The organism is Bacillus sp. FSL W8-0183 (assembly GCF_038006825.1).
Lineage (GTDB): Bacteria > Bacillota > Bacilli > Bacillales > Bacillaceae > Bacillus > Bacillus altitudinis.
In genome coordinates this window covers 3,919,941-3,934,222 of sequence record NZ_JBBOVY010000001.1, presented here as the reverse complement: position 1 = coordinate 3,934,222, position 14,282 = coordinate 3,919,941, and the positions used below count along the sequence as shown (strand labels likewise).

The window sequence follows — 14,282 nt, the reverse complement described above, 5'->3', positions numbered from 1 at the left end:
ACGATCTAAGTTGTTCCACGTGAAACGTTCTTGGAATAGCCTGCATTTTACTTGCGATTTACGGCTATGGTAAAATAAAGGTTGGGTCAAGATATGACGGAGCGTACATCGTACGTATACATAGAAGTACACATTGAGCAAGATATAGAAAAATGATTGGATTGAGGTGAAGGTGTGAAACAAACAAAAGCGTTAGTAGAAGGCGCTATCATGATCAGTATTTTTGCGGTCATGACGCTGTTTTATTTGTATGTGCCACTTTTAGCCATTATTTTCTTCATGGCTGCTCCGATTCCGATCATTCTCTATACAATCAGGCATGGCTTGAAAAAAGGAATTGCGGCTGGCGCTATTGGCATAGTGATCAGCTTTTTAATTGGGTCTATTAATGGGCTGTTAAGTGCGCCAATGCTGATTGCTGTTGGAGTAGGTATGGGTGTTTTCTACAGAAGGAGGCAGCCAGGTCAGGCTATTATTACGGGTGCGCTGATCTACTTATTCAGTTTTCTCATTTACTTTGTTGTCAGTGTCCAGCTGTTTCAAGTAGATATACTGGGTGTCGCAAAGGAATCAATTGACCAAATCATGCCGATGGTAGAGAGTACCTTAAAACAATCTGGGGCTTCTGATCAGGACATAGCAAAACAACTCAAGCAGTTTAGAGAGATGCAGGATACGGCATTAAATTCTTTACCTGTAGCGCTTTTGATTTTTGTCACGCTCATGTCTTTCGTCAATCATTGGTTTGTGCGGCCGTTGATCAAACGGTTTGTTCCAGACATGCCAGCTCTTAAGAAATTTAAGGATATGCGGCTGCCAAAAAGCATGGTATGGTATTATTTACTCACACTGCTTTTGATGCTGATTCAGCCGGAGAAAGGCAGCTTTTTATCGCTCGTGCAAACGAGTGCTTTTCAAATTTTATTTATACTGGTGTTTATTCAGGGCTTTTCTTTTATCTTCTATTATTGCCACGAAAAAAACATCTCAAAAGTGGTACCCATTTTTGCCGTCGTATTGACGATTCTCTTTCCGCCAATCGGTGTGATTGTGCGTATTATAGGGATTGCTGACATAGGCTTTGATTTAAGAGAAAAAGTAAAAACAAATAATTCACTCTGAATGTTGAGGAGTTGATATCAGTGCCAAGCTTCTATCGAAAACCTGTCATCAAGTATCCGATCTTCGCGTTAATTGTTCTTGCGGTGATCACAGTCCTCCTCAACCTTTATTTTAATTGGATCATAGGAGCGGTTGGTCTTTTAGTCCTTGCGGGTGTGCTCTACTTTTTAAAGTGGGCAGATACGCAGGTACAAAAAGAGATTGATTCATATATTTCAACATTATCCTATCGAGTCAAAAAGGTTGGAGAAGAAGCATTAATGGAGATGCCAATTGGTATTATGCTGTTTAATGACCAGTATTATATCGAATGGACCAATCCATTTCTCGCTTCGTGCTTCCATGAAAGCACACTTGTCGGCAGATCCTTGTATGATACATTTGAATCCATTGTGCCTCTTATTAAACAAGAGGTTGAGACAGAAAATGTGACGCTGAATGACCGGAAATTCAAAGTCATTATTAAACGGTCAGAGCGCCTTTTATATTTCTTTGATGTCACGGAACAAGTGCAGATTGAAAGACAGTATGAAAATGAACGAACGGTGTTATCTTATATCTTTTTAGACAATTATGATGATGTCACGCAGGGTCTTGATGATCAGGTGCGCAGCGCGATTAATAGTGAAGTCACATCGCTGTTAAACAATTGGGCACAAGAATACGGCATTTTCTTAAAAAGAATTTCATCTGAACGATTTATGGCTGTATTAAACGAGAGCATCTTAGCAGAGCTTGAAGCGTCGAAGTTTTCCATTTTAGACGAGGTTCGTGAAAAAACAGGGGCACATAGCGCCACACTTACCCTTAGTATTGGAATCGGTGCGTCTGTTCCTTCTTTAAAAGAACTTGGCGCACTTGCGCAGTCGAGTCTTGACCTTGCCCTCGGACGAGGCGGGGATCAGGTAGCGATTAAACAGCCGAATGGGAAAGTGAAATTCTACGGTGGAAAAACCAATCCAATGGAAAAACGGACACGAGTACGCGCACGGGTCATTTCACATGCTTTAAAAGAAATTGTATCTGAAAGCGGTAATGTCATGATCATGGGGCATAAGTTCCCCGACATGGACTCTATCGGTGCCTCGATCGGGATTTTAAAGGTTGCTCAGGCGAATGGAAAAGAAGGTTACATCGTCATTGATGCCAACCAGATTGGGGATAGCGTTCAACGCTTAATTAGTGAAATTAAGAATTATGAAGAACTTTGGTCCCGTTTTATCACGCCTGAGGAAGCGATGGAGCTTGCAAAGGATGACACATTGCTTGTGGTCGTAGATACACATAAACCGTCCCTTGTGATGGAAGAACGACTGCTAAATAAGATCGAAAACGTCGTTGTCATTGACCACCATAGACGTGGTGAGGAATTTATCCGTGATCCTTTACTTGTCTATATGGAGCCGTATGCTTCATCTACAGCAGAGCTTGTGACAGAGCTCTTAGAGTATCAGCCGAAGAAATTGCGGATTAACATGATTGAGGCGACTGCGCTTCTTGCTGGGATCATCGTGGATACGAAGAGTTTCTCTCTGAGAACGGGGTCAAGAACGTTCGATGCAGCATCTTACCTTCGTGCAAAGGGAGCAGATCCTGTCCTTGTGCAAAAGTTCTTAAAAGAAACAGTCGATCATTACATCAAACGGGCAAAACTCATTCAGCATACAGAGCTGTATCAAAATCAGGTGGCCATTGCTTCATTGCCATCTGACAGGTCGGAGTATTATGATCAAATTACGATTGCCCAGACAGCGGATTCCCTGTTGTCAATGAGTGAGGTAGAAGCGTCATTTGCTGTCGCTAGACGAGATGACGACACGGTATGTATTAGTGCCAGATCATTAGGAGAGATCAACGTTCAAATTATTATGGAAGCATTAGACGGCGGCGGTCATTTGACTAACGCTGCTACCCAGATTTATGGTATAACCATTGAAGAAGCGGTAGGGAAGTTAAAGGCTGCCATAGACGAATATTTCGAAGGAGGGGTTCAAAGATGAAAGTCATCTTTCTAAAAGACGTAAAAGGCAAAGGGAAAAAAGGCGAAGTCAAGAATGTAGCTGACGGATACGCTCACAACTTTCTCATCAAACAAGGGTTAGCTGTTGAAGCAACTCCAACGAACCTAAGTGCATTGGAAGGGCAGAAAAACAAAGAGAAAAAGAATGCCATCCAAGAGCTTGAACAAGCAAAACAATTAAAAGAAACACTTGAGGCGTTAACAGTGGAACTCACTGCAAAATCAGGTGAAGGCGGCCGTTTGTTTGGCTCAATTACAAGCAAACAAATCGCTGATAAATTGCAAAAAGATCATCAAATTAAACTCGATAAGCGCAAAATCGAGCTGAATGATGCCATCCGTGCATTAGGTTACACAAATGTACCGGTAAAGCTTCATCCAGAGGTACAAGCAACGTTAAAGGTACATGTGACAGAGCAGGCATAAGCAGAAAAGAACCCGTCTCACGAGGAGGCGGGTTCTTTATCGAGTACAGAATTCAAATTGGCTTATTTGCTAAGGTTAGTGGGTTTGTTGAATATGATGAACCTTTATCTTGCCCCAAACACTTTTCCAATTTTTCTTAACAATACGTTCTTCATAGATTTTTGCTCTTTCTTTTGTTTCCTCAAAATAAGGTGTTGGTTTTATCAATAAATTTAATACATCTTCAATTCCATAAGGGGCTGTTAAGATAACGTCGTTCTGCTCATCTAATGTAAGCCCCAAGGCTGTCGCTGTTTCAGGAAATTTTGAGATAGCGTCTGTTGATGAAGAATATGGCGGTATGTTATTTGCTATGTGCATTCTCGCTTCATTTTTGACAGACCAGGGAATTAGAGGGTTTATACTCTTAAGTTTTTGTTCCAATTGCTTTTCTATTGTTTCATCGAGTTTGCTTTTATCGAAATAGATGACATCAACATCGGGCATTGGTGTCCGTTCAGTATAATCATGAAGCGTATCCCAAATTTTTGAACGAACAAAGCCCGCACATACCCACCAGTCAGGCAAATTCAGAGATTTGGCATCTTGTAAGATTTCCATCATCCATTCATCATCTTTTACAAGTTGTATTATGTCTTGTTCACTTTTTAATTTCAATATGATCGCCTCCCGAACGTATTTTCTTATTATAGCTCATAACAAGAAAAATTCGTATAATTTTCCTTAAAAAAGTAAATGATGTCTTTTTATCTTGTATCGCTATCTGGAAGCCGAAAATTATAGAATGTTCTAAGGATTGTTAAAGTATATTGAACATACTTGAGATTGATTTTGCGTAGATATGTCTCTTATCATCTCCATGTGCTGTTACGAGGGAGCGTGCTAATAAACCTGATACGACTTCTAATTTGATGCATAAAAGCGTTCGTTGCTTTGCCCAATTTAATTCAGTTTCCAGTTGATCTGAACTTCTATTATGAAAAAGAGGAAAGAAACATCTTTTATAGTCAATCAAGAGCTTTGCATCTCAGAAGGAAACCCGTCTCACGAGGAGGCGGGTTCTTTTTTTATGAAGGATCTGAAATATAGACACTGCGTCCGGCACGCATACCGAATAAAAACATGAAAAATAGGATGATGATAAAGATGATAATTGCTGGTGTCCATGTCTGTGTGGAATCAAAAAGGATACCAATCATGAACGGCCCAACAGCAGCTAATAAATAACCGAGAGACTGCGCCATTCCAGAGAGGGCAGCTGCTTGTTCCATATTGGTTGTACGTAAACCGATAAATGTGAGGGCAAGACTGATACTGGCCCCTTGTCCAATGCCGATCAATAGAACAGAGATGACAAGGATAGGCGTTGATCCTCCAAAAAGAAGTCCAATCATGCCGAGTAAATACACAAGGACAAGGCCGGCGACAAGCGGTCTTTGCGTTTTTAATTTTTCTGCAAGAACGGGCGTTAAGAAGGTGGATGGCAGACCAGCGAACTGCATAATGGACAGCATCCAGCCAGCTGTCGACAGGTTCATTCCATGTGATGTTAAAATATCAGGAAACCATGCGATACTGCTATAGAAAAGGAATGATTGCAAGCCCATAAAAAAGGTCACCTGCCAAGCGACACGTGAACGCAATATTGGCTGCTCTGTGAGCGAAATGCTTTTGACGGCCGCTGTGTTCTGATGAAGAAGCTGCGGCGCCCACACCATCATAGCAAGAAGGGCAAGTCCAGCCCATACAAGGAATGATGTATTCCAGCCGCCAGGCATTGCATGACTGAGCGGAACGCTGACACCAGATGCAAGTGCAGCAAAAACGGACATCGATGTCGTATACACGCTTGTCATTAATCCAGCATGTGCAGGGAATTTATGTTTCACAAGTCCAGGTAAAAGCACATTACAAATCGCAATCCCGACGCCGACTAGCGCTGTTCCCATCATTAAAAAGGTGATGCTGCCCAATGAACGAATGACAATCCCAAAGAGCAGGACAGCAAGCCCAAGCCAAAGTGTTCGTTCATTCCCAAGACGTTTTCCGATTTTAGGTGCAATGGGAGATAGCAATGCGAATGAGAGCAGTGGTAATGTCGTGAGGAAACCAGCCAGTCCATTTGAAAGCTGTAAATCAGAACGAATGGCACCGATCACAGGACCAACAGACGTAATGGCTGGCCTCAGGTTAAAGGCAATGAGTAAAATCCCAGCAATCAGCAAAATGGTTTGCCCTGTACTGCGAGGATGAAATGTTGATTTTTCTAGTTGTTGTTCCATGAATGTAAACTCCTTTATTTCTTTAAGAACGATCTTTCTTCTGTTCAAGCTCCGCTAATTTAGCTAATAAGATGTGCTGCGGCATATGCATGATTTGCTCTAACGGTACATTGAGTGATGCAGCAAGCTTTTGTGCGGTATCGGCTGAGATTTGTAAAGGTCTCATGCGCAAATCCCTCCTCTTTCAATCTATACGTTCCAATATACCATATCGACTTTGTGACTTGCTGATAAAAAATTAAGGTTTTCTTTTATAAAACCACTTGATGGCCGATAAGAAATTTTTTTGAAATTGTTTGAGATGGTGGCCCTCTCCTTGTTCAATGTGAAAGTGAAGCTTTCGTTCCTGCATCCCTTTCTGTAATAAATGATCATGGAGTTGTTTGTTGAATAAAGGCATGTGCTGTTGGACAGATGTTTTGCCTTTCCCTTCTTCACTGCCTACAGACAAATAGACAAGGTGGTCCGCAGACTGAATGCTTTGTTGTTTAGCAAATGGTAGAAAATCTTGATACCAAAATGATCCAGAGATAGATGCGATGTTTTTAAAAAGAGCAGGGTACATCAATAAAGTATAAATTGCAAATAGCCCACCTAATGAAGCACCTATGTGACTATGTTCATGACCGGTCTGTTTGACTGGGTATTCTCTTTTGATATATGGAAGCAAGTCATTTGCTAAAAATGACACATATGTCTGTGCCTCACCTTTAAAGTCAGGGAATCCAGAACGCAGTGATGATGCTTTCCATGGTGTATATTCGTCAAGTCGATTGAAGGGGTGTATACCGACGATGATGATTGGCGAGATGGTTTTGGCTTCAATCATACTTTCGATCTCTAGCAAGTGGGTTCTAAACAAAGAAGAGCCATCTTGTACAAAGACAGCTGGAACATCAATAGAGGTGCCCGGTGGAAGGTAAATATCAAGCTGCCGCCCGTTCAATTCGTCATATAGAAACGTTCCGTTCATGTGTATTCTCTCCTTCAAGTTTTCAAGCTCTGCTGAAAAGAAGAACAAAGGGCTAAAATGTTTAGCCCTTTGTCAAGATGCGCATCTTTTTAGTTGGTTTGATCTAGCCATTTGACAGCCTGATCAAGGAAGGTGGTTTTGCTTAGTGCTGTTCCTCCCTGAAGCATAGGATCAACGACATTTTCATTGATGTGCCCATTTTTCACAGCTTTTAGACTGTTCCAAATTTTATTTCCCTCTAAGTCCTTCAATGCATTTGGATTCGATGAGTTTTCCTCTTGGGAGAACTGAACAAAGATATAGTCAGGATTGAGTTCGCCTAGGCGTTCCAATGAAATCATTGCTTGTGCTTTGGCTTTTTTGATATCACTTGGTGCTGTAAACCCTAAGTCCCCATATAAAGTAGAGTTGAAGTATACGTCTTCAGGGTACACGTACAGGTCGCCCTGTCTAATGCGTAAAATGACAGCTGTTTTGTTGTTGCTTTTGTCTTTCAGGGTTTCTTTCGCTTGTTTGAGATCTTTCTGATAATCAGAAATGATGCTTTTCGCTTCTTCACTTTTTCCAGTCAGTTCACCGAGTAATAAAAGGTTGCTTTCCCAGTCGGAAGAGACATGTGATACTGGGATCGTCGTTTGGACTTTATCTAGTTTTTTAATTGTTGCAGGCGGGAACTTGGTTGATCCGAGTATCACGTCTGGTTTTAGCTTTAAAATTTTTTCTAGGTTCGGTTCTGTTTTTTCACCGATGCCTTCTGTTTTCGCTGTGATGTCCTTAAATAATTCAGGGAAAGTGCCGCCTACAGTAGAAGCACCAATAGGTTGGATACCAAGTAATTTTGCATCTTCCATTGATTCTAGGCTTCCAGCAATGACGATTCGTTTCACTGGTGTTTTGAGTTTGTACGTTTGATCTAAATATTTGATGTTTGTTTCTGCTGCTTCAGCTGACTTGTTTTTGGTTGTGTTTGAAGCGGGTTTATTTTCTGCCGCACCACAGGCTACTGCGGTGATTGTCATGATACAAAGGATAAGCAATGCTAACCATTTTTTCATTTGTTTTCTCCTTTAACTGATAATTGTTCTCAATTAAAGATTGTAGTAGTCTTTCGTCCTTTTATCCATAGACAATGATCTGTCAAATGATGGACTTTTTACGGAAAAAAAGATAAAAGGTCCTGAATGACTCGTTGGTGACTTGCTGCTGTGTATTCACGCCAAGGGTCAGAAGTGAGCGGATAGACGGCTTGTTGCGTCACAGCCTTGAGATTTTGCCAAGCCTCCTGTTGCTTTAATTTTTGATAAAAAGCAATGGTTTTTGGTTCTTTATGCAACAAGAGGAAGATGGCATCTGGGTCTAGCTGCTGTATAGAGTGAATGCTGATTTTTTTTTCGATGAGCTGGCCATCATTCTGAAAAGCTGGCAGAAGGCCAATGTCATGAAAAATTACTTCTGACAAGGTGCGATTGACAGATAAGTAGAGCTGATCTTGAAAGATACGAAGAGGCAGGACGGTTCTTGGTGGATGATCAACAAGGCATGCCTTTTTCGCTTGAATGACGAGTTCTTCGTAATGAAACAGCCATTCTTCTGCTTCCCTCGTTTCGTTTAAGAACAGAGCTGTTTGTCTGAATTGAGTGCGCCAATCCAATTGTGTGAATGGAACAAAGTGCACAGGACAGATGGTTTTCAACGCTTGTTTTTCTGCCTCTGTCACATGATCATTGGCAATGATCAGCTCAGGTTGCGCTTCCTTCAATTGCTGTAAATTGGCTTCAGCGTGCTCGTTGATACGATGTGCACTCAGATGGATCGGAATTTCTTCTGCATAATGCTCAAAATCATGTGCTGTCCATTTAGGGTGAAGAGGGGCAGCATATGGGATGATATGAATGGGTGTGAGCTGCCCGAGTATGGAATGGCCATAGGCAGCCATTTTCCGTTGACGGCTTTTCATATAAGCAGAAGGAGTGATACCCGTTTTTTTCTTAAAGATGCGGCTAAAGTAATAGGGGTCTTGATAGCCGATGTCCTGTGCAATGTCTTTGAGCTTTGCATGACCTTTCGCCATTAACTGTTTGGCTCTAGCCAGTCTTTTCTTGGTGATATAATCAGTGACACTCACATCAAAATGCTTTTTAAATAGCTCGCTGTAATGATTGGCGCTGATACCAGCCATATGAGATAGACTTGTAAGGCTGAGAGGTTCTTCGGAATGTTGATCGATATATTGTTTTGTTTTGAAAAGGGCGTGTGTTGTGTCACAAATGTCTTCTTTATGCAGTGTGAAAAGCTGCAGGATGAGCTGTTGAAAAAGGGTTTGGCTTCTAAAAAAGCTAATGGATTCAGGTTTTTGCCATTCTGTTGTCATGTCGGACAGTAAAGAATGAATTTGTTCAATCGAGCTAATATCGATAAATTGCCATACATTCAGTAAAGAACGGGCATGTTCAGTTGATACTTCTTCTATGCTTTGACCTTGTAGCGTGTACATCTGAAATCGAAACAGATAGAGCTCGTGTTTTTGATAAGGCTCTGTTTTCAACATAAATGTTTCCCCAGGCATCATCGTATAGAGTGTCAGATTTTTCAATCGCCATCTTTGATCATTCAATGTAAGTAAACCATTGCCGCTTATGCTAAAGAGGAGGCAGAATGTATCTGACAACTGCTGCTCCGTATGTGGAAGATCTGCATTATTTATTTTTTCAGTATATGTTAATCGATAAATGCATTGTTCAGCATTTACCTTTGTACATAATTGATGATTGTTTCCCATAAAACCACCTGATCTCTTATTAATTGATAAACATTCTCAATTGAATTGTATCAGAAAGAGCTGGAAAATGGTGTGTTTATTCTGTCAAAAAAGCACCCTGATGGAGATCAGGGTGCGTAGGGTGTAGAGAAACACTTGTATTCGTTGTCCGTCCTGCGCCTGTGATAAGGGCGATCTTTTGAGATAGGTCACTATGTTTCGTGTGTTCACTAGCTTTTTTTCATATCTGTGGTTGTTAAAGGATCATCATGATAGAGTGCAAAACGAAAAGCATAATTCATCAGCACCGGCAAAACGGACGTATGTCCTTCTTCAGGGAACTCGTGATAGGTCGTATGCAAGCCGTATGACGATAAAGGCAACATACGATTTGCTAGTGAATTGGCATGATCATTCATTTGACATGGATGATGTTTTTCTAACTCACCTACACCTACAAGCAGCCTGACATCCATAGGCACCTGACGTATATAGTTGGTGAATTGGTGTTCTTTTTCTAGAAATAATTTTTTGTTCCAGTGGATAGAAGGGCTCCCTGCAATATATGTCTGATAAGCATCAGGGTGCTCAAATAGTGTGTGTAATACAAAAAGACCGCCAAGAGAATGCCCAAACAGTGTTTGACGACTTTGGTTGATTGGAAAGCGTTGTTCGATATAGGGCTTTACCGTCTTTTCTAAAAAAGAAAAGAAAGTAGAAGCGCCGCCATATGTATGGTTGGAGAAGTCCTTTCTTTTCCTCCCAATGGAAGCATCAGGGGCGGTAAGAGTGAGATCATAATGCCTAAGCGGATGATAGGGCGCTTCTGTCTGATAGCCAATTCCAACAATGATAGCAGGTGCGACACCTGTTTTTTCAGGTCTTCTTGACTGTAAACGAATGGCTTCGACCATTGTACCAAAAAGCGAATTTCCATCAAGTACGTACATGACTGGAAAACCAGCCGCTGGAGGAGTAGCATTCGGTTTAAATATAAAAAGTCTGTATGGGTGTGCTGTGATATCCAGTTGCTCCGTCCCAGGTATAAAAAAGGGACGGCTTTCTCCGAAAAGTGAATTCTCAGTACCCATTCCTTCAGGGCGTTTCAACATATATAAAAATTCCCTTCCTCAAAATGATCCTCATATGGTGATAAAAGCAGACTTGTGAATATTGGTTGGATGAGAGTATTACTTGAAAACTTCACATGAAAATGATTCTCAATTATCATGTGAGCAAACCAAATAATAATAGTTATTAATTATAAAGTCAAATGTTCATAAAGTTGTATAAATGTTAATTTTGTCCAATTAATTAATACGGCCTGCTCTGCTTCTATATTTTGCGTCGGCAGCCGGTCATCGAGAAGTTCCGCCATACCAAGCACCGTCCTTTCATACAAAAATACACTACTCTTCTTTTTAACATTTTCATTCATAACAAAATGAAATGGTCAGTCGAGGTTCTGCTGGAGAGCGTGTTGAAAGAGGAGGGGCTGTTTTAAAAATGGCAAAATATCATATAACATCAAAAATGAGGCAATAAAAAAAGTAAGGGATGCTCCCTTACTTTTTGATCAATTAGTGTACATATCTGTAAACACCATTCAATTAAAATCCATCTGTGACATCATATTCGTAACGGATATCGGCTTTGACATTGCTCATAGTAGATCTCGCCGTAGCTTTTGCGTTGTACTTAAAGCTCCATTTTTGAGCGACTCTTAATTGATCATCCAGAGATATACGATAAGAACCACTTGTTGCAGAGGAGAAAAGTGATTGATACCAAATGTTACTATCACTAGCCATCAGTTTGTGTGTGACATTCCCTTGGTTTGGTGTTTGAGTGCTAGTTGTCGTAATTGATTTAACGATTGCATTTTTAGGAATTGAAGAATTGTTCGTTAAATCCATTGTAATGATAGAAGAATCAACCCCTAAAAAATTTAAAGATGAATTCCCCAAGTTGGTAGCCGTCCCCGAAAAATTGAATGTCCCATTTCCAGATTTAATACGATCTTCAATGGAAACAGTAAAATACATATTCCCTGTATATGTACCACGGGTCACTTTCACAAAATAAGTTTCTGAAGTTGAAGTCACGTCACCAGTATTTGCAAAAATAAAGGGTGTGACTGAATTAGGATTAATCACCCTGGAACCTGGCTTAGAACCCTTCGAATTATACACCTCGATTTTCATACCCGTATATTGCTTATTATAAGAACTTCGTACATAAACCCTTTCACCTTTATTAATCGTGAACTGATAATACGCTTCATTTTCACCTTCAGGTAAGATTGTCGTGTCTGAACGATTATTTTTCCAATATCCCATTGAACTTGCAGTGTTAGGACTGTTATTCCCTGTAATAGCTGCTTCCGCTGACGTAGGTACAAAAAAACTAGTAACAAGCGCCAATAATAATGATGGTAATAATAAATGTTTAAAGATAGTATTTTTCATATATTAACCTCCCTTGTAATAATTACTATATCGACATTAAACTAACAAATTTTAACTGAAATGCCGATATATTTAATAATCACTATTTTCTTAAAAAAGGAGAATCAAAATGAATATTAATACGTCATACACAGCCCGTGCTTCGAACACTTTGAACCAAATAGACGCTAAAGGTCAATCAGCTATTAAAAGTACAAACGAAGTGATGACCGAATCTGATAGACGAATGAAAATATTAGATGAAAAATACGAAAAAATAAATGAACAAAATAAACGATTCAAAGATCCTCATGGTCACATATTTGATAAGTATCGAAATCAACACTCTCCTTATTTCAGAAGTGATCTAACTAAAGTGGAGAGAGAAGCTGCTTATACGATGGAAATTGGATGGGCTAATTCTGGAACAGGTGGACAATATGACTTCAATGACGCTATATTCCGTAATGAAAAACGGTACGATCCTACCCAAGAAAGTGTAGAAAAGAAACTATTAAATCGTCAGAAGGTAAACGAACAACTGCAAGCTTTGTTTTCTACCAATGGTTTGAACATTCCTAAAAACGCCAATTTAACTTTTACCATTGATCCGAATCATTTTAAATTAGTGGTGAGTGGATCAACTGACGAGTCGCTGGTCAAACAAATAGAAGACATATTGAATACAAGCAACAATACAAGAGAACTATTTTTTCATATTATGAAAAGTAGAAATGATGATTCGACTCAATTCACGCCGGATTCACTTGCAAAGTTTCACCTTGTCAATCAAATCAAAACGGTGACAGGCTACAATTTAAAAGATTTAAGCATTGTAAACGGTCAATTTGTAACGGATACCGGAGCGAATATTTTTGATATCTACAAAGAAGAACTTCTGAAAAACCCATACACAGCAGAAAATGCCCGCATTGCTGCATCACATTATGGTGCACAGCTCTTTGATCTAGCGAAGAACGGGTATGATTCTATTCCTGATTTGGTGCTATCTATTGGGTATGAAAACGGGTCTTTATATGACATTGGACAAAAGGTAAATTACGGAGTATCAAAGTGAAGATCAATACATCAAACGTAGCAACTGTTCTTAACAATCAGAACTTTACCGACTTCAATAGCCAATCAGCTATTAAAAGTACAAACGAAGTGATGACCGAATCTGATAGACGAATGAAAATATTAGATGAAAAATACGAAAAAATAAATGAACAAAATAAACGATTCAAAGATCCTCAGAGTCATATATATGATAAGTATCGAAATCCATACTCTTCTTATTTCAGAAGTGATCTAACTAAAGTGGAGAGAGAAGCTGCTTATACGATGGAAATGAGTTGGGCAAGGAATAATAAAGGTGGACAATATGACTTCAATGACGCTATATTCCGTAATGAAAAACGGTACGATCCTACCCAAGAAAGTGTAGAAAAGAAACTATTAAATCGTCAAAAGGTGAACGAACAACTGCAAGCTTTGTTTTCTACCAATGGTTTGAACATTCCTAAAAACGCCAATTTAACTTTTACCATTGATCCGAATCATTTTAAATTAGTGGTGAGTGGATCAACTGACGAGTCGCTGGTCAAACAAATAGAAGACATATTGAATACAAGCAACAATACAAGAGAACTATTTTTTCATATTATGAAAAGTAGAAATGATGATTCGACTCAATTCACGCCGGATTCACTTGCAAAGTTTCACCTTGTCAATCAAATCAAAACGGTGACAGGCTACAATTTAAAAGATTTAAGCATTGTAAACGGTCAATTTGTAACGGATACCGGAGCGAATATTTTTGATATCTACAAAGAAGAACTTCTGAAAAACCCATACACAGCAGAAAATGCCCGCATTGCTGCATCACATTATGGTGCACAACTCTTTGATCTAGCGAAGAACGGATATGATTCTATTCCCGATTTGGTGTTATCTATTGGGTATGAAAACGGGTCTTTATATGATATTGGACAAAAGGTGAATTACGGAGTTAAGAAAACGATAGATTAAAAAACGCACCTGATATTTTCAATATTTGATCATGTGCGTGTTCATGCCATGTTGGAGTATCGATCACATGTGTGAACAACATCAGCTACAAATCCCATTAGCGATACAAAGGACTCTATAACAATTTATGTTACAGAGTCTTTTCTATTTGAAGTGTGTTGTTTCGCTGTTCATTGAAACATCGACATGGTAATTTTGACTATAGTTGATGTTTTTCACTTTT

General features: G+C 39.7%; 13 protein-coding genes. 5 read left to right on the top strand and 8 right to left on the bottom strand.

Annotated elements, in window-relative coordinates; translation table 11 throughout:
• The first annotated feature begins 174 nt into the window (after window positions 1-174).
• From NSQ64_RS20705 to rplI, 3 genes are read left to right on the top strand one after another with little or no spacing between them, the layout of a single operon-like run.
• On the top strand, window positions 175-1,122 hold the full coding sequence (locus tag NSQ64_RS20705; RefSeq protein WP_341018174.1) for a YybS family protein: 948 nt from the start codon (window positions 175-177) through the stop codon (window positions 1,120-1,122).
• 20 nt (window positions 1,123-1,142) lie between these two features.
• Window positions 1,143-3,122, top strand: coding sequence for a DHH family phosphoesterase (locus NSQ64_RS20700; RefSeq protein ID WP_341018172.1), 1,980 nt, complete (start codon window positions 1,143-1,145; stop codon window positions 3,120-3,122).
• A complete protein-coding gene (gene rplI, locus NSQ64_RS20695) occupies window positions 3,119-3,568 on the top strand; it encodes a 50S ribosomal protein L9 (RefSeq protein ID WP_008359128.1) in 450 nt (149 codons plus the stop codon). The genes NSQ64_RS20700 and rplI overlap by 4 nt, the downstream gene beginning before the upstream one ends.
• Window positions 3,569-3,643: 75 nt before the next feature.
• On the opposite strand, the gene NSQ64_RS20690 is transcribed toward rplI, so the two are convergent.
• From NSQ64_RS20690 to NSQ64_RS20655, 8 genes are all read right to left on the bottom strand, one after another.
• Window positions 3,644-4,225 carry a nucleotidyltransferase family protein gene (locus NSQ64_RS20690; protein ID WP_341018169.1) on the bottom strand — a complete coding sequence of 194 codons (582 nt, stop codon included), beginning with the start codon at window positions 4,223-4,225 and terminating at the stop codon, window positions 3,644-3,646.
• A gap of 410 nt (window positions 4,226-4,635) precedes the next feature.
• Complete coding sequence (locus NSQ64_RS20685; RefSeq protein ID WP_341018167.1) at window positions 4,636-5,850, bottom strand: CynX/NimT family MFS transporter; 1,215 nt, start codon at window positions 5,848-5,850, stop codon at window positions 4,636-4,638.
• Between the two features lie 22 nt (window positions 5,851-5,872).
• A complete protein-coding gene (locus NSQ64_RS20680; protein ID WP_008347524.1) occupies window positions 5,873-6,016 on the bottom strand; it encodes a YycC family protein in 144 nt (47 codons plus the stop codon).
• A 72-nt stretch (window positions 6,017-6,088) separates the two neighbouring features.
• Complete coding sequence (locus NSQ64_RS20675; protein ID WP_341018165.1) at window positions 6,089-6,823, bottom strand: alpha/beta hydrolase; 735 nt, start codon at window positions 6,821-6,823, stop codon at window positions 6,089-6,091.
• A gap of 89 nt (window positions 6,824-6,912) precedes the next feature.
• On the bottom strand, window positions 6,913-7,878 hold the full coding sequence (locus tag NSQ64_RS20670; protein WP_341018163.1) for an iron-hydroxamate ABC transporter substrate-binding protein: 966 nt from the start codon (window positions 7,876-7,878) through the stop codon (window positions 6,913-6,915).
• Window positions 7,879-7,976: 98 nt separating this feature from the next.
• Window positions 7,977-9,602 carry a helix-turn-helix domain-containing protein gene (locus tag NSQ64_RS20665; protein ID WP_341018161.1) on the bottom strand — a complete coding sequence of 542 codons (1,626 nt, stop codon included), beginning with the start codon at window positions 9,600-9,602 and terminating at the stop codon, window positions 7,977-7,979.
• Window positions 9,603-9,811: 209 nt separating this feature from the next.
• Window positions 9,812-10,693: an alpha/beta hydrolase gene (locus tag NSQ64_RS20660; protein WP_341018159.1), complete on the bottom strand. Its 882-nt coding sequence runs from the start codon at window positions 10,691-10,693 to the stop codon at window positions 9,812-9,814.
• Between the two features lie 498 nt (window positions 10,694-11,191).
• On the bottom strand, window positions 11,192-12,049 hold the full coding sequence (locus NSQ64_RS20655; protein WP_341018157.1) for a hypothetical protein: 858 nt from the start codon (window positions 12,047-12,049) through the stop codon (window positions 11,192-11,194).
• A gap of 109 nt (window positions 12,050-12,158) precedes the next feature.
• On the opposite strand from NSQ64_RS20655, the gene NSQ64_RS20650 reads away from it, so the two are divergent.
• Together NSQ64_RS20650 and NSQ64_RS20645 are read left to right on the top strand one after the other, a co-directional pair.
• On the top strand, window positions 12,159-13,106 hold the full coding sequence (locus NSQ64_RS20650) for a DUF4885 family protein (protein ID WP_341018155.1): 948 nt from the start codon (window positions 12,159-12,161) through the stop codon (window positions 13,104-13,106).
• Complete coding sequence (locus NSQ64_RS20645; protein WP_341018154.1) at window positions 13,103-14,059, top strand: DUF4885 family protein; 957 nt, start codon at window positions 13,103-13,105, stop codon at window positions 14,057-14,059. Before NSQ64_RS20650 ends, NSQ64_RS20645 begins: the two co-directional genes overlap by 4 nt.
• The last annotated feature ends 223 nt before the right edge of the window (window positions 14,060-14,282 follow it).

Bases quoted from the DNA above. Each gene is read 5' to 3' on its own strand.
- rplI (WP_008359128.1), top strand. From the start codon at position 3,119: ATGAAAGTCATCTTTCTAAAAGACGTAAAAGGCAAAGGGAAAAAAGGC.
- NSQ64_RS20685 (WP_341018167.1), bottom strand. From the start codon at position 5,850: ATGGAACAACAACTAGAAAAATCAACATTTCATCCTCGCAGTACAGGG.
- NSQ64_RS20680 (WP_008347524.1), bottom strand. From the start codon at position 6,016: ATGAGACCTTTACAAATCTCAGCCGATACCGCACAAAAGCTTGCTGCA.
- NSQ64_RS20675 (WP_341018165.1), bottom strand. From the start codon at position 6,823: ATGAACGGAACGTTTCTATATGACGAATTGAACGGGCGGCAGCTTGAT.
- NSQ64_RS20670 (WP_341018163.1), bottom strand. From the start codon at position 7,878: ATGAAAAAATGGTTAGCATTGCTTATCCTTTGTATCATGACAATCACC.
- NSQ64_RS20665 (WP_341018161.1), bottom strand. From the start codon at position 9,602: ATGGGAAACAATCATCAATTATGTACAAAGGTAAATGCTGAACAATGC.
- NSQ64_RS20660 (WP_341018159.1), bottom strand. From the start codon at position 10,693: ATGTTGAAACGCCCTGAAGGAATGGGTACTGAGAATTCACTTTTCGGA.
- NSQ64_RS20655 (WP_341018157.1), bottom strand. From the start codon at position 12,049: ATGAAAAATACTATCTTTAAACATTTATTATTACCATCATTATTATTG.
- NSQ64_RS20650 (WP_341018155.1), top strand. From the start codon at position 12,159: ATGAATATTAATACGTCATACACAGCCCGTGCTTCGAACACTTTGAAC.